At 41.4% G+C, this 22,763-nt stretch carries 28 protein-coding genes and 3 pseudogenes; 29 read left to right on the forward strand and 2 right to left on the reverse strand.

The features are described 5' to 3' along the window. Positions 1 to 224 precede the first annotated feature (224 nt). The 11 genes and pseudogenes from ABUE30_RS08895 (at position 225) to ABUE30_RS08945 (ending at position 7,227) form a co-directional block, all read left to right on the forward strand. Positions 225 to 1,202 (forward strand): alpha/beta hydrolase family protein, encoded by a 978-nt coding sequence (locus tag ABUE30_RS08895; protein WP_408623394.1) that lies wholly within the window; start codon positions 225 to 227, stop codon positions 1,200 to 1,202. Between the two features lie 15 nt (positions 1,203 to 1,217). Continuing rightward, positions 1,218 to 1,613 (forward strand): GNAT family N-acetyltransferase, encoded by a 396-nt coding sequence (locus tag ABUE30_RS08900; protein WP_408623395.1) that lies wholly within the window; start codon positions 1,218 to 1,220, stop codon positions 1,611 to 1,613. A 146-nt stretch (positions 1,614 to 1,759) separates the two neighbouring features. Next, positions 1,760 to 2,539: an alpha/beta fold hydrolase gene (locus tag ABUE30_RS08905; protein WP_408623396.1), complete on the forward strand. Its 780-nt coding sequence runs from the start codon at positions 1,760 to 1,762 to the stop codon at positions 2,537 to 2,539. 131 nt (positions 2,540 to 2,670) lie between these two features. Next, a complete protein-coding gene (locus tag ABUE30_RS08910) occupies positions 2,671 to 3,294 on the forward strand; it encodes an HAD family hydrolase (RefSeq protein ID WP_408623397.1) in 624 nt (207 codons plus the stop codon). Between the two features lie 220 nt (positions 3,295 to 3,514). After that, entirely contained in the window at positions 3,515 to 3,934 is a 420-nt protein-coding gene (locus tag ABUE30_RS08915; RefSeq protein WP_408623398.1) for a MarR family winged helix-turn-helix transcriptional regulator, read from the forward strand. A 19-nt stretch (positions 3,935 to 3,953) separates the two neighbouring features. Next, positions 3,954 to 4,412 carry an alpha/beta fold hydrolase gene (locus ABUE30_RS08920; protein WP_408623399.1) on the forward strand — a complete coding sequence of 153 codons (459 nt, stop codon included), beginning with the start codon at positions 3,954 to 3,956 and terminating at the stop codon, positions 4,410 to 4,412. Continuing rightward, complete coding sequence (locus tag ABUE30_RS08925; RefSeq protein WP_408623400.1) at positions 4,409 to 4,798, forward strand: alpha/beta fold hydrolase; 390 nt, start codon at positions 4,409 to 4,411, stop codon at positions 4,796 to 4,798. The genes ABUE30_RS08920 and ABUE30_RS08925 overlap by 4 nt, the downstream gene beginning before the upstream one ends. After that, complete coding sequence (locus ABUE30_RS08930) at positions 4,792 to 5,595, forward strand: SDR family oxidoreductase (protein WP_408623401.1); 804 nt, start codon at positions 4,792 to 4,794, stop codon at positions 5,593 to 5,595. Before ABUE30_RS08925 ends, ABUE30_RS08930 begins: the two co-directional genes overlap by 7 nt. 88 nt (positions 5,596 to 5,683) lie before the next feature. Then, the gene (locus ABUE30_RS08935) at positions 5,684 to 6,160 is read left to right on the forward strand and encodes a GNAT family N-acetyltransferase (protein ID WP_408623575.1); all 477 of its coding nucleotides are present in this window, start codon (positions 5,684 to 5,686) and stop codon (positions 6,158 to 6,160) included. A gap of 54 nt (positions 6,161 to 6,214) precedes the next feature. Continuing rightward, entirely contained in the window at positions 6,215 to 6,487 is a 273-nt protein-coding gene (locus ABUE30_RS08940; protein WP_408623402.1) for a DUF3781 domain-containing protein, read from the forward strand. Between the two features lie 346 nt (positions 6,488 to 6,833). Then, positions 6,834 to 7,227: pseudogene (locus ABUE30_RS08945) on the forward strand (cytidine deaminase). 377 nt (positions 7,228 to 7,604) lie between these two features. Here the strand turns inward: ABUE30_RS08945 and ABUE30_RS08950 are convergent. Continuing rightward, positions 7,605 to 7,994, reverse strand: coding sequence for a nuclear transport factor 2 family protein (locus tag ABUE30_RS08950; RefSeq protein WP_408623403.1), 390 nt, complete (start codon positions 7,992 to 7,994; stop codon positions 7,605 to 7,607). A 107-nt stretch (positions 7,995 to 8,101) separates the two neighbouring features. Here ABUE30_RS08950 and ABUE30_RS08955 point away from each other — a divergent pair, with 107 nt between their 5' ends. From ABUE30_RS08955 to ABUE30_RS08985, 7 genes and pseudogenes are all read left to right on the forward strand, one after another. Beyond that, positions 8,102 to 8,854, forward strand: coding sequence for an AraC family transcriptional regulator (locus ABUE30_RS08955; protein WP_408623576.1), 753 nt, complete (start codon positions 8,102 to 8,104; stop codon positions 8,852 to 8,854). A 450-nt stretch (positions 8,855 to 9,304) separates the two neighbouring features. Beyond that, positions 9,305 to 10,291: pseudogene (locus ABUE30_RS08960) on the forward strand (transposase). 265 nt (positions 10,292 to 10,556) lie between these two features. Next, positions 10,557 to 11,063 carry an AAA family ATPase gene (locus ABUE30_RS08965; RefSeq protein ID WP_408623404.1) on the forward strand — a complete coding sequence of 169 codons (507 nt, stop codon included), beginning with the start codon at positions 10,557 to 10,559 and terminating at the stop codon, positions 11,061 to 11,063. Positions 11,064 to 11,108: 45 nt separating this feature from the next. Further along, complete coding sequence (locus ABUE30_RS08970; RefSeq protein ID WP_408623405.1) at positions 11,109 to 11,612, forward strand: 2'-5' RNA ligase family protein; 504 nt, start codon at positions 11,109 to 11,111, stop codon at positions 11,610 to 11,612. Positions 11,613 to 11,741: 129 nt separating this feature from the next. Beyond that, a complete protein-coding gene (locus ABUE30_RS08975; RefSeq protein WP_408623406.1) occupies positions 11,742 to 12,356 on the forward strand; it encodes an RraA family protein in 615 nt (204 codons plus the stop codon). A gap of 108 nt (positions 12,357 to 12,464) precedes the next feature. Beyond that, positions 12,465 to 13,052, forward strand: coding sequence for an HD domain-containing protein (locus tag ABUE30_RS08980; RefSeq protein WP_408623407.1), 588 nt, complete (start codon positions 12,465 to 12,467; stop codon positions 13,050 to 13,052). A gap of 77 nt (positions 13,053 to 13,129) precedes the next feature. Next, the gene (locus tag ABUE30_RS08985) at positions 13,130 to 13,582 is read left to right on the forward strand and encodes a GNAT family N-acetyltransferase (protein ID WP_408623409.1); all 453 of its coding nucleotides are present in this window, start codon (positions 13,130 to 13,132) and stop codon (positions 13,580 to 13,582) included. 476 nt (positions 13,583 to 14,058) lie between these two features. On the opposite strand, the gene ABUE30_RS08990 is transcribed toward ABUE30_RS08985, so the two are convergent. Beyond that, entirely contained in the window at positions 14,059 to 14,334 is a 276-nt protein-coding gene (locus tag ABUE30_RS08990; RefSeq protein ID WP_408623410.1) for a nitrogenase-stabilizing/protective protein NifW, read from the reverse strand. 220 nt (positions 14,335 to 14,554) lie between these two features. On the opposite strand from ABUE30_RS08990, the gene ABUE30_RS08995 reads away from it, so the two are divergent. The 11 genes and pseudogenes from ABUE30_RS08995 to ABUE30_RS09045 all read left to right on the forward strand — a co-directional run bounded on the left by ABUE30_RS08995 (position 14,555) and on the right by ABUE30_RS09045 (position 22,534). Continuing rightward, complete coding sequence (locus ABUE30_RS08995; RefSeq protein ID WP_408623411.1) at positions 14,555 to 15,175, forward strand: class I SAM-dependent DNA methyltransferase; 621 nt, start codon at positions 14,555 to 14,557, stop codon at positions 15,173 to 15,175. Between the two features lie 865 nt (positions 15,176 to 16,040). Next, complete coding sequence (locus tag ABUE30_RS09000; protein WP_408623412.1) at positions 16,041 to 16,202, forward strand: hypothetical protein; 162 nt, start codon at positions 16,041 to 16,043, stop codon at positions 16,200 to 16,202. Then, positions 16,202 to 16,339, forward strand: coding sequence for a hypothetical protein (locus tag ABUE30_RS09005; RefSeq protein ID WP_408623413.1), 138 nt, complete (start codon positions 16,202 to 16,204; stop codon positions 16,337 to 16,339). Before ABUE30_RS09000 ends, ABUE30_RS09005 begins: the two co-directional genes overlap by 1 nt. Positions 16,340 to 16,466: 127 nt before the next feature. Then, positions 16,467 to 16,787 (forward strand): Rha family transcriptional regulator, encoded by a 321-nt coding sequence (locus ABUE30_RS09010; RefSeq protein ID WP_408623577.1) that lies wholly within the window; start codon positions 16,467 to 16,469, stop codon positions 16,785 to 16,787. A 446-nt stretch (positions 16,788 to 17,233) separates the two neighbouring features. Next, a complete protein-coding gene (locus tag ABUE30_RS09015) occupies positions 17,234 to 18,307 on the forward strand; it encodes a hypothetical protein (protein ID WP_408623414.1) in 1,074 nt (357 codons plus the stop codon). Positions 18,308 to 18,613: 306 nt separating this feature from the next. Beyond that, a pseudogene (locus ABUE30_RS09020) lies at positions 18,614 to 19,060 on the forward strand (phage tail protein). A gap of 14 nt (positions 19,061 to 19,074) precedes the next feature. Further along, on the forward strand, positions 19,075 to 19,857 hold the full coding sequence (locus ABUE30_RS09025) for a methyltransferase domain-containing protein (RefSeq protein WP_408623415.1): 783 nt from the start codon (positions 19,075 to 19,077) through the stop codon (positions 19,855 to 19,857). Between the two features lie 275 nt (positions 19,858 to 20,132). Continuing rightward, positions 20,133 to 20,381: a DUF3297 family protein gene (locus ABUE30_RS09030; RefSeq protein WP_408623416.1), complete on the forward strand. Its 249-nt coding sequence runs from the start codon at positions 20,133 to 20,135 to the stop codon at positions 20,379 to 20,381. 150 nt (positions 20,382 to 20,531) lie between these two features. Next, positions 20,532 to 20,999 (forward strand): GNAT family N-acetyltransferase, encoded by a 468-nt coding sequence (locus ABUE30_RS09035; protein WP_408623417.1) that lies wholly within the window; start codon positions 20,532 to 20,534, stop codon positions 20,997 to 20,999. A gap of 114 nt (positions 21,000 to 21,113) precedes the next feature. Next, positions 21,114 to 21,605 carry a DUF523 domain-containing protein gene (locus ABUE30_RS09040; RefSeq protein ID WP_456298928.1) on the forward strand — a complete coding sequence of 164 codons (492 nt, stop codon included), beginning with the start codon at positions 21,114 to 21,116 and terminating at the stop codon, positions 21,603 to 21,605. A 17-nt stretch (positions 21,606 to 21,622) separates the two neighbouring features. Then, positions 21,623 to 22,534 (forward strand): PhzF family isomerase, encoded by a 912-nt coding sequence (locus ABUE30_RS09045; protein WP_408623419.1) that lies wholly within the window; start codon positions 21,623 to 21,625, stop codon positions 22,532 to 22,534. Positions 22,535 to 22,763: the final 229 nt, after the last annotated feature.

The following is a 22,763-nucleotide window of genomic DNA, read 5'->3' on the forward strand; positions in this document are numbered from 1 at the left end:
GTGCCGGATAGCATTGTAGTTTAACTTAATGTTGTATTAAGGGATAAAAATGTTACAAAATGGAGAAGATGGCTCACATGCAGAACTTTCAAAAAAATCCTGACTATTTAATACGTTTGTATATTCCTGGACTAGAAGCTTTAATTGAAAGAACAATATAATTGAAAAGCGTTAATGTATTTGAAAATATAAAAATATTTGGAGAGGAATATTAGGGTTGCAAAATGAATATTCGAGTTATATCTGTATTTCTGCTTTTTTTAACACTTACAGTGAATGCGAGAAGTGTGAGTACGCATACTACGAGAAGGGCCGATGGTTCTGATATATCTTATTACCTTTTCCCCCAATTGCGTCACTCTCTAAATGATACGTTATTGCTGATCCTTCAAGGCTCTGATTGCAACAGTGTTTTACAAATAGCATCAATATTTACCGATTATAAAAATATCTGGCCGGAAGCCGATATCCTTCTAGTTGAAAAATACGGTATTGACAAAAGACTAAGTTTTAGTCCAGATGTAGAACGTGTAGACTGCCCCATTCAATATCTTCAAAATGATAGCCCTGAGCAGCGTGTAGCTGATATTCAAGCTGTTCTTGATATTTTAAGAAAAGACGATAAATACCAAAAATTTATAATACTTGGCGGAAGTGAGGGTGCTGTTATCGCTAACTTAGTTACAGAAAAAGTTGACTATAAAAATGCGACTATTTCGTTCAATGGTGGTGGACGCAAGTTCATTGATGATGTTTTACATAGTATTGTGTCAGGCTATGCAAATAGCGATGAAGCAGAAGAAAGCGTTAAGAGCTTTAGAAGTTTTTCAAATCATATTCTTAATAGTAAACCAGCTGAGTTTAAAGTAAGCGGGCATGGTTACAATTGGTGGCATCAAATGCTATCTATTGATCAACTTGAAGTCCTTAAAAAAATTAATACGCCTTTGCTTATTATACAGGGAGGCAGAGATTTATTTGTATCGCCTCAAAAAGTAGATGAAATGGTGCTGGCTCTTAAGAGATCTGGAAAAGAAAATATTGAATATCGACGATACAAAGAACTTGATCATAGGCTGAATAATATAGAGGGAGAAAGTAAGCGTAAAGAGGTCGTCAGTGATATAAACGGATGGCTAAAGTCGAAGCTTGGTAACCCTAACAAATCAATGCAGCCCACTGCTGATGGGGCGGCTGATTGAGGTAAGGACTCAATTATGCGAATTGATTATCTTGAAGATGTTCCGAAGTTTATCCCGTTACTTGCGCGTGAAATGGCGGAGCACTGGAGAAGTATCATTCCTGGAGAAAGCTATGGGCCGCGGTATGAGAAGCTAATTTCTCACCAGAATCGCGATCAGCTTTCACTCGCATGGGTAGCGCATGAAAATGGCGTTCCGGTGGGTACGAGTGCTTTGCGAGTTTGTGATTTGGAGGGGCGAGATGACTTACCCCCTTGGCTTGCAGAAATTTTTGTCATGCCCGATTACACAGAGCGTGGAATCGCAGCTAGGCTTTGCGAAGTGGCAGAAAGGAAGGCATGGGAATGGGAAATCACGAGTTTATATTTGCACACTCTTGATCAGCAAGGGCTCTATCGAAAACTGGAGTAGCATAGTTTAGAGCTTGAAAATTGAAATGGTGTTCAGACAGAAATTATGTTCAAAGACCGCGAAGCCTAGCAAGTCGAATCAGTTTGTGGCCTTCGGCTACTCGCGCCGCTTAACTCTGTGTTAGCCCTTTTATTAGGAAATTCTCAATGAAATATTTTCAAAAAGGTAGTGGGGAATATTTAGTATTAGTGCATGGAGCCCTAACTGACTGTTCTATGTGGTTCCCTCATCTAAAGCAACTAGAAGTGTATTTTGACGTAATCGCTGTCACCTTAAGTCACTTTGAAAAAACTGAAGATTGTAATTTTGGTTTAAATTCCCATGCCGAAGAACTAGCTGAACTTGTGAAAAAGTTAGGTTCGGATAAACCTATGAATATTGTTGGTTGGTCTTACGGTGCTGATGTGGTGCTCAACATGCTGGCAAAAGAAGCGCTATCTGTATCCAACGTTTTTCTTTATGAGCCTGGATATCCGGGTTGTATCCAAGAGAAGGACATGAATGCTTGGGTTGCTGATGCAAAATCGATGTTTGGACAAGTAGTTGAGCATGTAAAACAGGGAAATTTAGACTTAGCGGTTGAGTCGCTGATTGACGGTTCTGGAAACAGTCAGGGCTATTTTGAAACGCAGAGAGAAGAGGTTAGACGCTTGCAGTTAGCAAAAGCGTACACATTACCTTTACAACTGAATCAGCAAGAACATCCGTCGATTAATGCTCTCAACGTATCAAAGATCAAAGCGCCGCTAGTTTTTGGGTACGGTGAAAAATCCAGAGACTTGTTTAGGTTGGCAACGTTGAGTGGAGCTGGTTCATCAAAGCTTTCGACTTTGATTACTGTTGAAAATGAAACGCATATGCTCCCTCAAGAGAATCCAGAGAAATTTGGCGGGCTTATCATTGATTTGTTTGGCCAAAAGGGCTAACACAAATACTTCAAAAGGGATTGTCAACACGTGGTACTTTCAGTTCAAATAGATAGACTACGACTGTTGTGCTTGAGTTCAGTGGTTTACATTGTCTGTCCTTTAAGCGGGTGTTATGTGATAGGGATACTATGAAGCTAGTCATTTTCGATTGTGACGGGACGCTAGTAGATAGCGAGTTTTTATGTAATTTAGCGCTGGAACACCAACTTGCTGAACTCGGTGTCAAATGTGATGCAAAAGAGCTGCTTTCAAAATATCGAGGTGGGAAGTTAACTACAATAATTGCGAGCCTAGAAACTGATTATTCAATTTCTTTACCTGAGTCGTTTGAATCTGAATACCGCCTTAAGGTGGACAACTTGTTTGATGAACATCTTGAGGCAATCGATGGCGTAAAGGAAGTATTGGAGTCATTAACTATTCGGTTTTGTATCGCTTCATCTGCTCCTAGGTCAAAAATTGAACGTGCATTGAATATTACTGGCTTGGCTAAATTCTTCGATAATAATATTTTCAGTTCATATGAGGTTGGTTCTTGGAAACCTGAACCTGAGTTATTTCTACATGCGGCGAAGACCATGAATGTGGAACCTCGAAATTGTTATGTTGTGGAAGACAGCTTGCTTGGATTGCAGGCTGCGAATTGCGCTCAAATGAAAAGTATCTACTATGCGCCAGGAGTGAGTGAACGGAATCATCTTGGCTCCGTTCAAATCGAGCATATGTCAGAGTTGGTCGAATTTATCACATAGCAAACATTCAAGAGGAGCTGCCAACGCGTGGCGGTTTTTGTTCAAATCAGCATTTGTGATGACGGTCATTATATTCGAGTTCAGTGGTTTTGCGTTGTCAGCCCCTTAACCGAGCGTCTAGGCAAGTAGCCTTTCACTTCAAATGATTGAGATATAGTTGACATCACAACTATGTTGATTATATATTTGTTAGCTCAAATACTTCGCAAATGAATCAAACATGTCAAAAAATATAGAAAGTGGGTTAGTGGTCAATGTCATCAGTATCCATAACAAAATCCAGAAACGGATTGGTGGTGCACTATCTGCACATGGGATTGGTTTAACTGAATATCTCGTTCTAAATCAATTATATGCTACCCCAACGCAGAAAATGCGTCGCAGCGATCTTGCCGAGCGGATCGGCTTGAGTCCGTCAGGCGTAACCCGTCTTATAAACCCTATGGAAAAAATTGGTCTAGTCGCAAAGGAAGATAATCCACGCGACGCCAGAGTCAGTCTGGTGACGCTTTCTGCTGCCGGCAAGCAGGTTTATGAAGAAGCGAAGGTTACATTTGCGCATGCTTCAGTAGCACTATTTGAACCCTTTGAGACTAACCAGCTAAGCGTATTTTCTGAATTGTTAAAAATCGTTTCGTAAACTTTCTAGAGAAATAAACATGAACACCTATAGAGAAGCTCTAATAGAAAGTACCAAGGTTCCTGTCACACAATCCAATGTATTGGTCGACTCAATTAATACAGCTTACTTATCTGCCGGCTCTGGTTATCCTGTAGTTATTCTACATGGGGGTGGAGCAGGTGCTGTTACATGGTATCCATCCATTGGTCCACTAGCAAAAAAATTCCACGTTATAGCTCCAGATATTGTCGGTTATGGGGAGTCTGATAAACCTGATGCCGCATATGATAAAAATTACTTCGTTGCCTGGCTTAAAAAGTTTTTACTGAAGCTGGAAATTTCTAAAGTACATATTCTTGGATTATCTCAAGGCGGAGCAATAGCTCTTCAATTCACCCTTGATTATCCAAAAATGGTAGACAAATTCGTCCTTGTCGATTCAGGAGGGCTGGGTTCAACGTCCCCTTGTTATCCATTATCGGAATGGTTTGGTTGAATCTCTTCCCATCGGCTCTGGCGAATAGATTTTTTTCTAATTATTTATTGTTCAAACCTCAAAACAGGGATCCCAATCACGGCTTATATTCCATTGAGGTGCTGAAGCGCAAAGGCGGAAGAAATGCGTTTATGCGAGGTCAGGGTTCAGTTGTTTCAGCTGTACCTGAATCTGCGCTTCGCAAAATATCAAATAAGACATTGGTCATTTGGGGAGAAAACGATCGATTATTCCCGGTTGCATATGGCGTCAATGCAGCTGCAATAATCCCCAACGCTGTATTATGTAAAATTAAAGACGCGGGGCATCTACCATTAATGGATCAGCCGGAAATTTTCAATAAGGCTGTTATCGATTTTCTTAATGATATTGAGGTTGTATGTTAAGGCTTAAAAATAAAACTGTATTAATAACCGGTGCAGCTAGAGGGATAGGGGAAGCCATTGCCAAACTATTTTCTGAAGAAGGTGCGAATGTTGTCGTTACTGATATCAACGATGAATCAGGTAAAGAAGTGGCTGTTGGAATGGGTGAACCATCTTGTTACCTTCACCTTGATGTGAGAAAAGAGGGCGATTGGATCGCAGCGAGCAAGTTTGTTAAAAAGAAATATGGCGGCCTGGATATTGTGGTGAATAATGCGGGGATAGCTGGTATTCTTGAAACGTCTGGCCCACATGACCCTGAAAATCTGGACATTGAAAGTTGGCACAAAGTTCATGAGACGAATCTTGATGGTGTTGCTCTTGGATGTAAATACGGTATTCAGCTTATAAAGGACTCTTTGTCCGGAAGTATTGTAAACATATCTTCAAGATCAGGAATTATTGGAATTCCTTTTGCTGCTGCATACGCTTCTAGCAAAGCAGCTGTTCGCAATCATACGAAATCCGTTGCTCTTTACTGTGCTGAAAAGAAATACCCCATTAGATGCAACTCTATTCACCCAGGTGCCATATACACACCTATATGGGATGTGATGCTTGGAGAAGGAGATCAAAGAGATAATGCGATTAAAGCAATCTCTTCTGATATTCCTCTTGGAGTTATGGGGGAGCCTAAAGACGTTGCATATGCCGCTTTATTCCTTGCATCTGATGAGTCTAAATATATAACGGGCATTGAGATTAATGTTGATGGCGGAATTCTAGCTGGTAGTACCGCATCACCACCAAGCAAATAATTATTAACAAGTGCAGGCAGGGCGTTGCTCCTTCGTCACAATGCCAAAACTGCGCCTGCTGCGGGCGTTATAACCTTTGGAGGAAAATATGGGGCTTCGAGCATTTGAAAAGTCAGACTATGGGACACTGATTCATTGGATTGACTCGGATAAATTGAATTATCAATGGGGTGGTCCTAACTTTGAGTTCCCTTTAGATTGTACTCAAATCAGTAAGCATTGTGCTCAATCAGAGGTATTTCCCTTCATTTTTGTCATCAATGAGGAAAACGCGGGATACGTGGAATTGTTTAAAGTATCTGAGTCGCATTTCCGTATTTGCCGTGTTTTTGTATCAAACGATTTTCGTGGCAAGGGTGTTGCCAAGCAAATGTTAAACCAATTAATCGAGTTATCAGAAACACAATTCAATGTTCGTGAGCTGTCTTTAGCTGTTTTTGAACGAAATAAAATTGCAAAAAACTGCTATGAATCGCTAGGTTTTGTTGTAACAGCGTTTGAACAGGGTACACGGTCGTTTGACGATGCCGCATGGGACCTTTTGCGTATGGAAAAACGGTTATAACAAGCTGTTAACAGGGTGTTATATATCCGTAATGCGCAGCCAGGGAAAGCGAAAATGAATGAAAATATAAAATCGAATATAGTTAACCAATTTAAGACTACAGAACTGGGATTTTTACGAATAAATAAAAATCTTAATATTGTTGATTTTTCAGATAAAGAGACGGAAGAGTATTTAAGGAAAATTCTACTTAGCACACCACTAGAAAATATAGAAACTAGAGGAAAAAACCATTATTTTGAATGTTTCGAATACAATGCAATATTGACTGTAAATATATACTCATTAACTGTAATTACAGCAAAATTAATAAATAATTGGCGCTAGTAAAATGTATTTCATAATAATGTGTTGCACTTAGATTCGATACGGTTTCCGAGGTTTTTCCTAAAATAAAAAACAGTAGCCACATATTTACTGGTAAATATAGCGCGGGTATGATCCCCTTCGTCAAACAGAAATTAATAACCCCAGCCTAACTATTTAAACCTGTTTTTACGCTTCTTTCTCAAGTAAATTGAGTTAATGTAATAGATAAAGCAAGTCAATTTTTTGGTTGTCATACTGATATCTGTGGACCGCTTATAGTGGCTAATTTTTATTGACAAATACACCGAGTGTTATACTAATGATTGAATGGACAATAGAGCGTTAAAAAAATGGAATCAGTGGAATGAAAAAAGTTGAGCAAGGTCTTTATGACGCAGTAATTCAACTTATTGAAACGCGTTATCCAGCTGGTTGGGGTGGTGTTGCAGTCAGAGCGGTTTTCGGAAAAATTTTAACGAGTGTTGCCCCATACGTAAAAAATGATGCATTATCACTATGTATGGAAGTTGGGACATATTTGTAGGCACACAAATTATATGACATCGTTATGCACTCATTGTGCCTCTGCCGAAAAGGTGAAAATAGTGAATTTTTGATTTTATCACCGTGTAATAGTTGCTAAGAGCGTTTAGTTCACTGGGGCGGCCTCAAAGCAGCGATAACAACTAAATGAATTAGTTTTTAAAACTAGAGCTGATACCCATCATTGGTCTTTGGAAAATGGAGACGCGCTATAACAAAAAGCCCAATTGGGACAGCTAGTGAGTCAGTAATTATTCACGTCGCCTGGCATCAGGCAGCCGTTTAACGCGAATGATGCTATCACTAAAGATCGGATACTGCCATCCCGCACGTTTTGATCTGTGTGGGTCTAAGTCATGGGGAACTTTAGAATGCTTAAAGTGGGTGTCTAGTTAAGGCTCATCTGGTCGCCTTGTTTTTATAGCGGTGACTTTCATTATTACTACTAAGTTGATATATGAAAACATGCCTCCTGTATGGTTTATATAACAGTGAGATGCTCAACTTATCAACGATGACTCAAATTGACAGACTTTATGGAAGCGATGTGAGCAGCTTAAGCTGAGTTTATACTTGAGCTGCACACATAACATTAGTGCCGATGACCAAGATCTTGATCGCTATCGGTGCCTTGTATCACACGCGTCAATTCCTCACAGCGAACTATCTTACTATTCGATACGGTAAAATTGGCAAGCACTTCAAATAAGGTTAACTCGCCATCTTCTTTCTCTACCACCACGTTGTGATGGGTAAAAACCGTATCGCCTTCGGCCGCCGAAGCAATCACAGTAAGTGTCATATTTTTAGTTTCTGTTTTTAGTCGTTCTACATGCTTTATAAATCCATCGAAATCCAGCAGGTTCCCATTCACGACCTGTTTATAATCTGAAGAAAAATAATGCGTTAGCTTATTTTTATCATATAAAGGACTTTCTATTATTTCTTTAAATGCATTGAGAACGAGTGTGTTTGTATTCATCTGTCTTCACCTTTTCAATAATCGATAGTGAGAATATACACAAACATATCTGAGTAGTATTATTGATATTTGGACTGTTAATACGGTTAATCGGCCATTTTATGTATATGGAAACCTTGGACCATGATTCCAACCATGAAACACCTTGGCATGTTCACCTATCAGGCCAGTTATATTGGTTGAAGCGCGGGATAATTTTAATTGAAACCGAAAATGCCCAGTGGCCGATAACTCCTGGTTCTGTCGGATGGATTCCAGCGAAACTGGCTCACAAGGCGAAAGTTTTAGCGGCAGTACACGGACATATCCTTCATTTTGACAGCTCTGATAATATGGTCTTGCCAGAAGCGCCGAAAATTTTCCGGATGGATTCTTTGGTGCAATCCCTTTTACAAAGAGCCACTTGCTTAGATGGTAACCATTACCCTGCCAGTTATGTCACACAATTGATCGGGATACTGGGTTATGAAATACAAAGCATGGAAGAATTGCCTGTTAGTTTGCCTTTACCTGTTGATAGACGCGCCCGTCACATCGCGGATGAATTGCTCAGATGCCCTTCAACGGGGATGACTCAGGCGCAATTAGCAAATCGTTGGGGAGTTAGTGTGCGAACTCTGAGCCGAATTTTTATCAATCAGACGGGCCTAACCTTTAGTCAATGGCGACAACAGTCTAAAATTCTTATCTCGCTCCAGTGGGTTTTAGATGGATTCACGATCAGCGAAGTTGCTGAGCGGAGTGGTTACAGTAATGTTAGTGCCTACATTGAGGCTTTTCGTCAGCGTTTTGGTGAATCCCCGGGTAAATTTCAAGCTAAAATGAGTGGAATAGACAGAACGCATAATAGTCAAGAATGAGTATAGCGAGAGCTGATCATAGGATATTCTGTCTAAAATCGATTTTCGCTTCATCTCAATCTTTCCTTTTTAAGCAGGAAAAACGCTAATTACATTTTATCGGCAGTATTCATTGGAGATGATTTGGGAGAAGTTGTGAGATGGTATTAATTGCTTAATAAATGAATAAAATTTGCATTTTTATTCATTTATTAAGCAATTAGGTGATTATCATTCTTGGAATGCTACTCTGTTAGTTAGTATACGTGGCTATTGAAAATTACGGGTGAATCTTGTTGTGAGTTACAAAGTAGCGTGGCTAACTGAACTAATGGCTTATGAATTTGGACAAGTCGAAGGGGACATCGATAAATTAGATGAACGCGCGTTAGGGACAGCCATTCTAAAGGTTGACTGACCTGAAAATTACTGGTTGAATAACCAGTGAATATTCAGACAAGGTTCTTACTCATTCCTAAGCTAAGGAATGCTCAGGTCTCCATAGCCGCAACCCCTTATTATCACTGTGTTTCGCGCTGTGTGCGACGCGCTTTTTATGCGGAAAAGATGCGCAAATCGGCATCGATTACGAGCATCGGCGAGGTTGGATCGAAAAACGCATTCTCAAACTCGGGCAAGTCTTCTGTATTGACGTGTGTGCATACGCGGTTATGTCCAATCATTATCATATTGTTTTGCACCTGAATGTTTTAGAACAAAAATCACTTTCCATGAATGAAGTCCTTACCCGTTGGCAGTCGCTATATGGCGGTAATCAGCTCGTTACTCGGCATTTACGTGAAGAACCGATGTGTGATGCCGAGTTGTAAACCGTTAAAGAAATGAGCGACCAATGGCGGGAACGATTAGCCGATTTAAGTTGGTTTATGCGTGCATTAAATGAAAGTATTGCGCGTGAAGCGAATTTTGAAGACCGCTGTACAGGCCGATTCTGGGAAGAAAGGTTCAAGTCGCAAGCCTTGCTTGATGAACAAGCACTAGCCGACTGTATGGCTTATGTTGACCTAAATCCTATCCGAGCCAGCATGGCCCAAACCCCGGAACAGTCAGAGCATACATCCGCTAAAAAACGGATAAAGGATGTTCAGAAAACACCAACTGAATCCACAACACCTTACCAACCAACAACACTATTCCCATTTGTTGGTAACCCTCGTGAACCCATGCCACAAGGCTTACCTTTTAAACTCAGTGATTATTTGGAGTTGCTCGACTGGACAGGGCGAATCATTCGCATTGATAATGCGTGAATCGCTACCTGACAACACACCTAAAATACTAAGCTGCCTGAATATCGAAACTAAGAACTGGCTTCACAGCGCTCAACACTTCGAGCGTTCCTTTAAACAATTTGCTGGAAAAATAGATTCCGTCAAAACAGCCTGCCAAAACTTAGGCTACCAACGGATTCCGAACGTCGGCGCACTTCTTACTTAAATTACTTCCAAAAAGCAAAAATTGACCATTCAGCAAGACTGAAAAAACGTCGTGTAATGATAAGCAAAATCATCGAGTTAAAGACGATTTTAGTTCTGCCAGCGAATAATTGAGAGAGAATAGTGACATTCAAACTCGGTATTGTTTAGTTTTGTCAGGTTCACTAAACTGGGTGTCTAATTAATCCGTCATCTCGCACGTTTTGATCTGTGTGGGTTTAAGTCATGGGGAACTTTAGCGCGATTATGCAAGGGACGGAGGTCAATTGAGTATTCCTACTTTATACATATTTTCAGGTTTACCTGCATCTGGAAAATCAACACTGGCTAAGCTACTTGCACTTCAAACTGGCTCAATATATGTCCGAATCGACACGGTAGAGCAGGGACTTCGAGACCTATGCAACTTTAAAGTTGAAAGTGAAGGGTACAGGTTAAGCTATCGGATTATACGAGATAATTTAGCACTTGGTGTGAGCTCAATTTCTGATTCTTGTAATCCAATCAAGCTTACACGACACGAATGGCAGGAAGTTGCTGAAAGTGTCGGTGCCAAATTCGTAAATATTGAGGTCAGGTGCTCAGATTGTAAAGAATATGAATACAGGGTTAATCGCCGAGAGTGTGACGTGTTAAATTTAGACCTCCCTAATTGGCAACAGGTGCAGAATCGCCACTATGAACCGTGGGAATCCGATGTCATTGAAATCGACACAGCGGGTCAAACTATTGAAGCATCATTTGCAGAATTAGTAGAAAAGCTCGGTGTGTAAAATTGCACATAGCAATCGACTGCAACCAACTGTTAAGGATTTTGTATGAAAATATATATCGCCTTTCTAGTCGAAGGGTTAACTGAAATTGAAGCTGCTAGAAGAAAGTACGATTACTTAAGTGGTAAAGTCCCCCTTCATCTAACTCTCGTATTCCCTCTTGATGTTGATAACTACGAAGAAGATGCTTTGACCGAGTTTTTTTCTAGGTATACAGCCGAAAAGGTATCACTTTCGGGCGTGACGGGTTCTTTAGATAATCTAGTGTTTTTAACGTTAACTCGCGGAAATGACTTTGTCATTGAAATCCACAATAGGCTTTATAATGAATTTTTCAGCCGTTCATTTGATACGAGTCACACCTTCTTTCCACATCTTACGGTCGGTCGGTGTAATAATAGGCGTGAGATGTTAGACGCAATTAACGATATCGGCCAAATAACTTTAGACTCAATTAATCTTAATACTCTGGCTGTTATTCAAATTTGCGAAGGTGGTGAAAGGAAAATCCTAAGTAAATTTAAACTATGTACAGTAGCCAATGCTTAATCAGCCCGTATTGGTTATACCCGCATACGATAGTGCGGCGGCTATTGGACGCGTTTTCTCTGGTGCTCATTCATTCTGAACCAGACGGATTCGGTTTGATATGGGTTCGACGTGATTGAGGGAGTGAATATGAAGTACGATTTTTCCGAATTGGCGACAACTGACTATGGTAATGTATTAGGCCGCGAACAGTTCTTTGATCTTTCAATTAATGCACTCTGGCACAAAACACCACAGATTTCTGGTCCTGCATATACGGTTCAATTAGCATCAGGGGACAACTTGATGCTGCACTCGGCAATCTACAATGCACCACAAGGCTCTATTGTGGTCGTGGATGGTGTTGATTGTGATTATGCGGTTGCTGGCGGTAATGTCTGTGCGGTTGCTAAAAAACACGGTATTAAAGGCTTTATTATTGATGGAGTCATTCGTGATTTAGGTGAAATAATCGACATGAACTTCCCCGTTTATGCAAAGGGTGTATTCCCTGTTCCTGGTCAGAAGAAGCAATTTTTTGAATTAGGCACGCCGATAGTTTGTGGTGGCGTACATGTTTGTACAGGTGACATTATAGTTGCTGATAGGGAAGGGATCGTTTCAATTCCTCAAGCCACGGCTGTGGATGTGTATCAAAAGGCGAAAGCGAGGTGGCAAGACGAAAGCGAGATGCAGTTATCTGACTGGGAAGCGAATCATCAAATGAAAATTCGTCATGCCATTGACGCGGCTAAAAAATCTTAACAAAACACCCAGTAAGATAGTCAAAGCTGCACACTTTATGCGGTGGATTCGCCATGATAGCGCAACGCTGCCGTACGTTATTTGGCCATTAGTTCGATGGAGAATTGAGTGGAAGAAATCGAAAAAGTCCTCAGTTTCATTATTGAGATAGAGAAGCTCAAAGATGTTCACCGCAAGACAAAGCCTGTTGGTTTGGAACGCTTTGAAAATTCGGCGGAACATAGTTGGCATGTGTGTCTGTCTGCAATGATGTTAAAAGACTTTGCCAACGAACCGATAAACATTGATCGTGTTATCAAAATGCTGTTAATTCATGATCTTGGCGAAATTGACGTTGGAGATACAATTATATACGCGAGTGAAACCGAGCAACTGAAATCAGCAGAGGCTGAAGGGATCGCGCGCATCCTTTCTATTCTACCTTCCGGAAAAAGTGATGAGTTTGTGGAACTTTGGTGTGAATTTGAAGCGGGTGAAACGTCGGATGCACGTTATGCCAAGGCTATAGACCGTGTCCCACCGCTACTTCACAATTTACATGGTAATGGCCACAGTTGGCGTACTCATGGTGTCACTCAGGAACAAGTATTGGGCCTTAATTCTCGGATTGAGCAGGGAAGTAGCGAGCTATGGCAAGTCATCCGAAAACAACTGGAAGCTGCATTCGAACAAGGTATTCTCAACAAAGATCTTTAATAAAAGCGCCAATCACAACTGTTGACAGTTTACGCTCCAAACCAGTTTATTATGTGGGCTATAATTTTGAGGACTAGATGGAATTTCGAGACGCAAATCAAGCAGATATAGAACAATTATCAACGTTGTTTCATTCTTATAGACAGCTTTCGGTGAGCTTAGATAATTCAGCGCCAGAAAGCGATTCAGTGAAGTGGATAAAGTCTAGATTAGCCGATGGGAGCGCTGTATTTTTAGTTGCACATAAAAATGGGAAACTGTTTGGGTTTGTCACGTTGTATCAAGGTTTTAGTTCTGTGTCTTTGAGTAAGTATTGGGTTCTTAACGATTTATATGTTACACATGAAGCCCGCGGTCTAGGGGTTGGTCGCTCTTTGATGGAACAAGCAGAGCTTTACGCTAAAGCATCCAAATCAAAAGGAATCGAACTAGAAACGTCATTGGATAACCATGTTGCACAATCTTTGTATGAGGATCTAGGTTACGTAGAGAATACGCAATATAAGCATTACTTCAAAAAAATCATATAGCTATCAAAAATAGATCAATTGGACAGTCAACGCTGTTCGATTTATGCACGGGTTACGTCATTTTTACGTAATGCTCGCACTTTGTCTGCCTATTCGCTTTATGCGCACGATATGATCGATACCACGGTATGGCAAATACTAAATGGGCATATCGAGCTGATGACAAATTAGCGAGCCATGAAAGGGTGTTGATGCTCTGTTAGAGGATGAACCTGTGGCAACATGTCTGCGAATGGTGCTTTCATCATTTCTGGTATCTGGGCCTAGAATCGCCGATATGTGGAACAACATATGAACGACGCGGCGAGGGGCAGAGCGCATGTTATTTACGAGTTTCATGCGTGCTAACACTCTGCTACAACTGATTGTTATTTGGCGTGGCCGAAAGAATATTCTGTGCCTTTTCTCATTGCTTTGTCAGCGTTAAGGAGGACGACTGCGGTTGAGCAAGGGGCATTATAGGGCGATTCAGAGCCCTAGCGACGCTGACAAGTTGTACATCCACGGCACGCCTGCCTAGTTTTTTGGGTCAATCGTGAACGTTGCACTCTACAGTATGCATTTTTTAGAGCTTTACGTGCACAGAACCAGTCGTCCGGTTTTTCTAAAATTAGGTAGCCGTTAAACCGCTTAACTAGTTCAAGGCGATACTCTTGGATAAACTGATTGTCATAATCAATTTCAAAGAAATCAAGAGCTTGTTCAATTGATGTGAAGCTATCGATTATTTCGCTAATTGTCGGTTTACTCATTTGATATTATGGATAAGCATTGAATTTATGTAAGCTAACATAAACGTTTGAAGTGAAGTTTGATGTGCGTTCAAAAGTAGTTCTAATATAAATATTTATACCAAAACGCGAGTTTGGGGCAGCCAGCTTGGATATATGCGCTAGCTTTGCCAGAGTGGCGTAACATTGGCACTCCATGTTATGTTTGCCAGCAAATGCAAATATATGCAAGGGAAAGGTTATGAGTAGTTATTTTGATAGAATGGCTAATGATTGGGATAAAAATAGACTAAAAGTTGAACGCGCCAAGATAACAGCCCATAAAATCAAAGAAATTGATTTTAATTCATACAACAGTTGTATTGATTTTGGTAGTGGCACGGGTTTACTTGGTGTCCAGCTAAAAGATACTTTTACAAAAATTCACCTTGCTGATTCATCAACTGAAATGCTCAATGTGGCTCGTCGCAAATTAGCTGAGTCTAAGATAGCGAACGTTGAAACTCATCACGTGAATCGGCTCTCTGATCTAACTTCGAAGCACTCAGCGATCGTTACCCTTATGGCACTGCATCATATTGACAATGTGAAAGACTTTTTTGTTGAAGCGTATGGTCTATTGGAGCAAAAAGGGACTTTGATCATCGCTGACTTATATGAAGAAGATGGGTCTTTTCATAAACATGATCTTTCATTCAAAGGTCACAATGGCTTTGATGTACAGGTATTATCGAATGTCGCTGAAAGTGCGGGGTTTAAGGTGGAAAAATTAGAGCAATATTATGAAATATGGAAGGAAAACTTTGATGGTAAAAAAGTGTCTTATCCATTATTTATGTTTGTAGCAAAACGGTTTGAATAAACACGTCACTAAACACGAAAAGCCGCCCTATTCGCCCTCATACAGTCACTCATTGACGCAGAGATCGCTTGATATGCGGATAGACAGATAAACAGATATATCGATCACTTCTTTGCCTCGAGTCACTGTTGATATGCATTGAATTGACGATGCAACATTACTCGGACTTTATTTAAGCCGCCCCAGATAGAAGCCTGATGGCTCAGCCGCGTTACGAGAAATTTGGTTTTGTCGTTGTTGAACGGCACTATTTCGCGCGTCTCGGAGTTATTATTCCAAACGCTCTTATGAGGCGCATTGAGCCTGATACCTAACCTGTCGCCTGACGCTTGATACATGAAGCTGTTTTTCAAAACCACGCCAGTTGGTTTGCCAGTGGTTAGCTGCTTATTGGATCTACTTTTGAGCTGTCATTAAAAGCGGGGGATATTGCTGTCATGCCACCCCCGCAGCTTGCATTCACTATAAAATGTCACAAATTTCGTGGGTCATTTCATACCGTCATCATACCAGTGAACGTTGTTTGGTATTCTTGTTGTCACTTAGCTTCAATAAAATAATATTATCTTTGACTTCAACCTTACTTGAGGTTTTAGGCTTTACTTTAACTGAGGATAAGTAGAGTTGATTATGCAAAATAATTATGTCAGAGAACTATCGATCAAAAGCTATCAAGAAGAACCGACAAAAAATGTTAACCGCCCGAAGAGAAGGGTGTTTCACCTACCTAGTTTTATAGTCGGTATAGTGCTGTCGGTGGCACTAATGAGCCTTTTTTAAGTAGACTGATTTATTGCTGAGCCGCGAAAAGCAATGATGCGGATAAATCGCATAAAAATATAGTGCCTTGAAGGAGACGTAAATTATGTTCATAGCTGTATATGAATTTGAAATTAAAGAGGGAACAGAAATGGTGTTTCGTGAGGCTTGGTTAAACGTTATAAAAGCGATTTATCAGTTTTGTGGCAGTTTTGGTTCTCGTCTTCATGTTTCTGACAAACCCACTATCTGGGTTGGATATGCATAATGGCCAAGCCGTGGGCAGTGGGAAAAGACCACGAACTAACCGATACTTTGTATCTCGTTTCTCGTTTGATGCTGGCGATCGTTGAGCGGGCAAGCCCTGTGACTGGTATGCCAACCTGTATGGCTTGCCCACCTTAATTGGCATTGAGGTGGTCTTAATAAGGCAAATCACAGGAGGCCAAACACGGATACGGACATTATCTCAAGCAATGACGCACCCGTTGTACAAATCATCAATGACCAAATCAGCACCACTTCGATTGATATTACCAAGAGCTTTGGTAAGCATCATAGAAACGTTTTACGCAAAATAGAAAGCCTTGAATGCAGTGCAGAATTCCATGCGCTCAATTTTGAGGTTATGGAGAATGAAGTAGAAATAGGGTTAGGCAAAACACGTCAAGAAAAAGCGTATCGCATCATCCGCGACGGCTTCGTCTTCTTGGCCATGGGCTTCACCGACACCAAAGCCGCCCAATTCAAAGAAGCCTACATCAACGCGTTTAACCAGATGGAAAAGCAACTCAACGAGCAAAAACAACTTATCGGCACCTCGATACTGGAAATCGAGAGCTATTCCCTTTAAGGAAAGTAGCTGATCAACAGCATCGTCACCTCCATGAAACTCACCAGCAACCCCGTCGTCCTCCCCGCCAGCGACCTAAACGACATGGTACAAGCCATCCGCACTTTCCCAGAAAAATAAGCAAACCCAAATCGCACAGCTACGCACACCGGACTGGGTAAACGACAACGGCGACCACATCAAGGAATACGCCAACCGCACCTTCCTAGACGACTGGCCAATGCCCAAGCATAAGTCACAAAAATAAAAAGCCCACCGAGCGTGGGCTTTCGTTGTTACATCGAAATCTTCCTGAAAAATGCCGAAAAAGTCACAATTTATACCTAGTCGTATCAAGTAAGAATGACTACTATCAAAATTAACGATATAAAACTGGCCAACCCCACAGTGAACGAAACAGCGCTAACCTGAATTGTGACTCTTTAACGGCATAAAAGGATTGAGTTATGTATGAACAAGTTGAGAAACCGAAAGAGAATAAAAGTAGCGCTGTTGCAAATTCTGTTGCCCAGAAAAAGGGTAGTGTGAAGCAAGGTTTTGGGCTTGTGGATAATCGGCCTGAATCCGTTATTCAAAGAAGAGTGCAGACACTTGCAATCGACTCTATCTCTCAATCCTTTCAGAAAAGGGTAAATAATGAAGCTTTGGATTCATCTACAACCGAAAAAGAGGTGTTTCAAAGGAAGGTTATAGTAAATGATACTGAAAAAGATATAGATGCGATCCTTGATGATGTGGTGGCGAAGACCCAAGGACGCATACAAGGATGGCTGGTGAGTTATATGACTGCTGTTAAGGCGACCAAGTATCTAAATGATAACCTTCGCGGTCATATATCTTCTTTACTTGTGAAATACGATACTGAAAACAGATCTTTCGAAGATGGTAGTCATCTTGATTCTCAGGTGATTCAGGATGTTAAATTGGTGATTTTAAGGTTGGATAACATAGTTGGGATAGATCATCACGACGGTCAATTTTCTCGGACAAATACAAGTGGCGGTGGAAAGGCCTTAAGAATCTATCGAACCACAACACGAACCGATTGGAACACGTACTTGCAGACTGGTAGCGTTGCGGGGCTCCTTCACGGGCATGGAGGGGCATTGGGGCAAGCACTTGATTATTTCTATAAGTCTAAGAATAAGGGTGTTAATGGCCCCTTATATGATAACGTGATCTTTGAAATTAAATTTACAAAGCAAGCTTTGAATGCAATTGATTATAATGAAATCTCTTCAGGTGGTGAGGGTGGAGGGCCAAAAGGAGGGAAGTTAACGGGCAAAAGAGAGCAGAACGATATCCTTGGAGAGGAAAATAGTTTTAGTGTGAATTTAAGAGCATGTAGTGATCTTATTATGTCAATGAATCCGACAATTAGACGGGTTGATGAAATGAAAGGTGAGGATTCTCAGTATAGTAAACGTTTGTTGGAGCTTGCACTGAAGCATGGTGAATACCCTCCTCAGAGCCTCACTGATGAAGAACGTGTTGAATTGGAAGGGTTAAGAGATCTTTAAGTAAAAAAACAGCAGCTGAGACTAAGCTTAGATAAGATTATTGAAATCCCATAACAAAACCTAAAAGCCATTGAAAACGTCTTTTAGCCCGATTGTTATAGGCAATGAAGAAGGCCTATAACAATCGCTAAAGTCCAAAATTAAATGAATTTGGGGTCAGATAAAAAAACACCGATAAAAAACACCGATAAAAAACACCCCTTAACCTCGTTAATCCCAAACCAACACCCCCAAGCCCATCCTTCCGATGGGCTTTTTCGTTTCTGTTTTTCCATTTTTATCTAAGGAGTAATCATGCGTCAGATGATGTCGCTCGGTGGTTTTGTGTTTTCGCTGAGCGAAGGCACGCCATACGAGGGTTTGCAGCGCACTAGCGACGGCGGTTGGGTCGCGGTGGCGCGATACGGTCAAAAGCCGATGAGCCAAAACACCGGCCAACAGTTGGAAAACATCACCGTCACAGGCACGTGGTTTTAAGGCGATAGCATGGCGAATCTCAACGCCTTACGCGCCTTACAAAACCAGCGAGCGCCGTTGGTGCTGGCCGATGGCTACGGCAATAACTTAGGCCAATGGACGATCAAACGCTTGCAAGAGAAGCAAGACAAGATCATCGACAAAGGCCAGTTCAAAATCACCCGTATCGTCCCGAAATTGTTTCCGCCCAGCGTCACCATCGTTGCCACCGCCGCGCCGTTTCAGGTAGAATACGAGGCGCTGGTGTTACGTCGACCCAAAGTCAAAACAGTCTAATAAGGTGTTAATTTGTGGATGATTTTTACTTAGAACAAAAAATGTTAGCTGCTTACTTTGAAATGCAATGGCTCGATAAGTTGCGTGATGATGGCATAGATGAACGGCTAAAAAGCGAATCCAAGTTTGTTCCTGACTCATTTATCACATCTGATTATCCTCAGAATATCGCTGAGTTTATTAAGCGCGCCGCTGCGGATGGGTCTATTGCACCGCGCACTGTTCTTGAAGTGGGCGCAGCCCTTGGCAGAAATTGCTATGAGTTAGCTAAAAATTTCTCAGCGATAGAAGCGATAACGGTGGTTGAACCATCACATCGATTATTGTCAAATTTTAAGCGCATCCTTATTGATGGTAAGGATTGTGAATTCCCCTATATTAAGGGCCTCACAGAGCGAGAGAGTTTTCATTTTCAAACGGCGGCTATCACACAAGTATGTAGTCATATTAATTTTTCGTTGATCGAAGCGCCTTTTGTGCAAGGTGTTGTCGATGGGCAATTTGATCTATCGATTTGCCTAAATGTGTTAGATCAATGTGATTCGCCTCAGGCTATCGTTGATGCGCTCAAAGCGGCAACGGCTCTCAATGGTATTTTGGTTTTATCCTGCTCCTATCAGTGGCAAAAAAAGCATCTTAAAAATATGGATGAAGCGGTCGACGATATCAATACGTATTTTGGTGATGGTTGGCTGGCACTTGCTGAGGATGACCATGAATATAAAATCAGAATGAATGAAAGATTTAGTTTGATGTTTCTCACGCATGTGGTTGCCTATAAAAAGGTTGCGATATAATTTTAGCCTTGCGGTGTATCATAAAACGCTTAATTGGGGGAGCCAAAGCTGCGGGGGCATTACGCTGGTTTCGCGCAGTATAGCGCGATGTGACCTCACTTTGCCTGACCATTGGCCCCGTGTTATATGTAAAGTCAGCTTTGTGTCTAAAATTGACGACTGGACGACTGGACGACTGGACGACTGATTGTGCTTATAACTCTTATTACAGTTCTTGAGCGTAAAGTTCGCATTGTCTACAATGGCTTACTTTTTATATACATCAGGTCATAAATATGAGCGACATTAACTCAAAGCCAACTTTACCCGATCATCTTTCGGGTAATCCCCGTAACCCTCATCATGTGGCAGAATGTTTTGAACACGAAATTGGCATTCGACTTAATGGCAAAGAGCGTACTGATGTTGAGGAATATTGCATTAGTGAAGGTTGGGTCAAAATCCCATCACCTAAAGCGTTAGACCGTCGTGGTCAGCCTATTTTGATTAAGCTAAAAGGCACTGTTGAGGCCTACTATATCTAAGCCCATTTTTATCAACACATAGAGCCATATAGACTTTATGTGTTGTGTGCAGCGTATTTATTCACTGATATACAAACGCAGCAAAAGCCATGCGGGTCTTTCGCACGATTTATGTGGGTACATGTTCTAAGTGGAACGAGGAAGTTGCAATTGGATTTTATTTTTCTTGCAGATAAACAAGAAATGAAGCCTGTCGTGGCAAAGTGGTATTTCGACAAGTGGGGCCATCTGAATGAAGGTGCTTCGGTTGCCTCATTTGATAATAAGTTAAATGATTATCTTAACCGAGATAGTCTTCCACTCATGATTATGGCAGTGGAGGATGATTATATCTTGGGCGTTGCGCAGTTACGCTATCACGAGATGTCGATCTATCCTGAAAAAGAACATTGGCTGGGAGGCGTTTACGTTGATGCGAAGCACCGTGGTAAACATGTTGCCTCTGCAATCGTTAACAAAATTGAGCAGATCGCCCTTACTTTAGGGGTAAGTGAGATACACTTGCAGACAGAAAGCTTGAATGGTGGGTTATATGCGCGTTTAGGTTGGCAGCCTGTAGAGCAAGTTAACTATCATGGTGTTGACGTTCAGGTAATGTCTAAAATCATAACGGCATGACGAAGCTATCCAAACGATGCCACGACGGCCTATTTTGGGTGAAAGCATCTGCAAAACGGAGTATCTAGCTCTGTAATTGATGATGGCGTTATATATTTTGGGACATGAATGGTTGTGGAAAAAGTTCTTATAAGTGCCTGCCTGTTAGGTAAACAAGTTCGATATGACGGTAATGCGCTATCTGTATCGACAAATATTCTTGATCAGTGGATAGCTTCAGGGCGAGTTATTTCAATTTGCCCCGAAGTTGATGTAGGGATGCGTATACCTAGGCCACCTGCAGAAATTTCACAAGGAGACGGTTATGGTGTTTGGGCGGGTACTGCGTCAGTTGTTGAGAGTGCTGGTTTGGATGTGACTGCATATTTCAAAAACGGCGCCCGTATGGCTTTGGCATTATGCAGAAAGTACGCTATTAATGTGGCGGTATTGACCGATTATAGTCCTTCATGCGCAAGTTCCGCGATATACGATGGCAGTTTTACGGGCAGCAAAATTGATGGGGTTGGAGTGACGGCGGCGCTACTTAAAAAGAGTGGTGTCGAAGTTTTTAACCAGCACAACATTGAAGAGGCTAACCAAGTATTGCAACGGATGAGTCGTTAGATGTTGCAGGAGACTATATGAAACGAGTGGTCTATCAGATTGATGCATTCACAAGCACTCGGTTTACCGGAAACCCAGCAGGTGTGGTTATAAACGCGGAAGCGCTGTCAAAGCATCAGATGCAAGCTTTGGCCAGAGAACTTAATAATTCAGAAACAGCTTTTATCAGTCGGGCCCAAAGTTTAGACCATGATGTTTGGATCCGTTACTTTACACCCACGGCAGAAGTTCCAGTCTGTGGCCACGCGACGATTGCTTCTGGATACGCAATATGGCGAGAACAATTGAATTACCCGAACCCGCTGCGAATAAAAACAGGGGCCGGTATTTTGTCTTTGTCTTTAGAAGTAGATGAGAAATCTGACTCCTGTAAAGTCAGTATGATCCAGGGAAAAATTCAGATTAGTGCCCCCGTTAGTGTTGATCTTCGAACTCAGATACTTGAAGCTCTAGGCATTGCTAATTGCGACCTAGAAGAAAGCTGCCCCATTGAGATGGCATCAACAGGTCACTCAAAAATTATGATAGGGATTCATTCAAAATCAAAACTTGATTCACTGGCACCCAATATGGATTTACTCAGATCCATAAGCAAAAAAATCGAATGTAACGGATTTTATGTGTTTACGTTTGATTCTGGTGAAAGTGGTGTACTTGTGTCCGGTCGAATGTTTGCGCCGGCGATAGGGATAAATGAAGATCCGGTGACCGGGAATGCGAATGGCCCTTTAGGTGCTTACCTCATATCAAATCGAATTTTTGCGGCCTCTGAAAATGGGACATTCAGTTTTGTAGGCAAGCAGGGAGAGGCTATAGGGCGAACAGGGTATGTTGGTGTTGTCGTTGATACCGACGAGAATGGGATGCCTACTGAAGTTACCATTTCCGGTGAGGCAGTGGTGGTATTTCGCTGCGAAATTGATATATAAATTAATTGCCAGCTAAGAATATGTGACGCAAATTATGGCTAAACTTGGCGTGATGTATTGGGTCGATTTAGGGCGTAAATTGAATCAATTAACTGAGAAATTTATAGCATGTCTTTGCTGTAGTGAGATGATGAACGTTCTAATTGATCCGGTTGACTTGGAACAGTCGTGTTCAGGTCAACCCAAATGGGATACTTTCATTTGAGAATTTTCAGATTCTGTTGATGAC

The sequence above is a fragment of the Celerinatantimonas yamalensis genome (assembly GCF_046054155.1).
Classification (GTDB): domain Bacteria; phylum Pseudomonadota; class Gammaproteobacteria; order Enterobacterales; family Celerinatantimonadaceae; genus Celerinatantimonas; species Celerinatantimonas yamalensis.

Coding starts and splice junctions, on each gene's coding strand:
- ABUE30_RS08895 (WP_408623394.1), top strand. CDS start 225: ATGAATATTCGAGTTATATCTGTATTTCTGCTTTTTTTAACACTTACA.
- ABUE30_RS08900 (WP_408623395.1), top strand. CDS start 1,218: ATGCGAATTGATTATCTTGAAGATGTTCCGAAGTTTATCCCGTTACTT.
- ABUE30_RS08905 (WP_408623396.1), top strand. CDS start 1,760: ATGAAATATTTTCAAAAAGGTAGTGGGGAATATTTAGTATTAGTGCAT.
- ABUE30_RS08910 (WP_408623397.1), top strand. CDS start 2,671: ATGAAGCTAGTCATTTTCGATTGTGACGGGACGCTAGTAGATAGCGAG.
- ABUE30_RS08915 (WP_408623398.1), top strand. CDS start 3,515: ATGTCAAAAAATATAGAAAGTGGGTTAGTGGTCAATGTCATCAGTATC.
- ABUE30_RS08920 (WP_408623399.1), top strand. CDS start 3,954: ATGAACACCTATAGAGAAGCTCTAATAGAAAGTACCAAGGTTCCTGTC.
- ABUE30_RS08930 (WP_408623401.1), top strand. CDS start 4,792: ATGTTAAGGCTTAAAAATAAAACTGTATTAATAACCGGTGCAGCTAGA.
- ABUE30_RS08935 (WP_408623575.1), top strand. CDS start 5,684: ATGGGGCTTCGAGCATTTGAAAAGTCAGACTATGGGACACTGATTCAT.
- ABUE30_RS08940 (WP_408623402.1), top strand. CDS start 6,215: ATGAATGAAAATATAAAATCGAATATAGTTAACCAATTTAAGACTACA.
- ABUE30_RS08950 (WP_408623403.1), bottom strand. CDS start 7,994: ATGAATACAAACACACTCGTTCTCAATGCATTTAAAGAAATAATAGAA.
- ABUE30_RS08955 (WP_408623576.1), top strand. CDS start 8,102: ATGGAAACCTTGGACCATGATTCCAACCATGAAACACCTTGGCATGTT.
- ABUE30_RS08970 (WP_408623405.1), top strand. CDS start 11,109: ATGAAAATATATATCGCCTTTCTAGTCGAAGGGTTAACTGAAATTGAA.
- ABUE30_RS08975 (WP_408623406.1), top strand. CDS start 11,742: ATGAAGTACGATTTTTCCGAATTGGCGACAACTGACTATGGTAATGTA.
- ABUE30_RS08985 (WP_408623409.1), top strand. CDS start 13,130: ATGGAATTTCGAGACGCAAATCAAGCAGATATAGAACAATTATCAACG.
- ABUE30_RS08990 (WP_408623410.1), bottom strand. CDS start 14,334: ATGAGTAAACCGACAATTAGCGAAATAATCGATAGCTTCACATCAATT.
- ABUE30_RS08995 (WP_408623411.1), top strand. CDS start 14,555: ATGAGTAGTTATTTTGATAGAATGGCTAATGATTGGGATAAAAATAGA.
- ABUE30_RS09000 (WP_408623412.1), top strand. CDS start 16,041: ATGTTCATAGCTGTATATGAATTTGAAATTAAAGAGGGAACAGAAATG.
- ABUE30_RS09005 (WP_408623413.1), top strand. CDS start 16,202: ATGGCCAAGCCGTGGGCAGTGGGAAAAGACCACGAACTAACCGATACT.
- ABUE30_RS09015 (WP_408623414.1), top strand. CDS start 17,234: ATGTATGAACAAGTTGAGAAACCGAAAGAGAATAAAAGTAGCGCTGTT.
- ABUE30_RS09030 (WP_408623416.1), top strand. CDS start 20,133: ATGAGCGACATTAACTCAAAGCCAACTTTACCCGATCATCTTTCGGGT.
- ABUE30_RS09045 (WP_408623419.1), top strand. CDS start 21,623: ATGAAACGAGTGGTCTATCAGATTGATGCATTCACAAGCACTCGGTTT.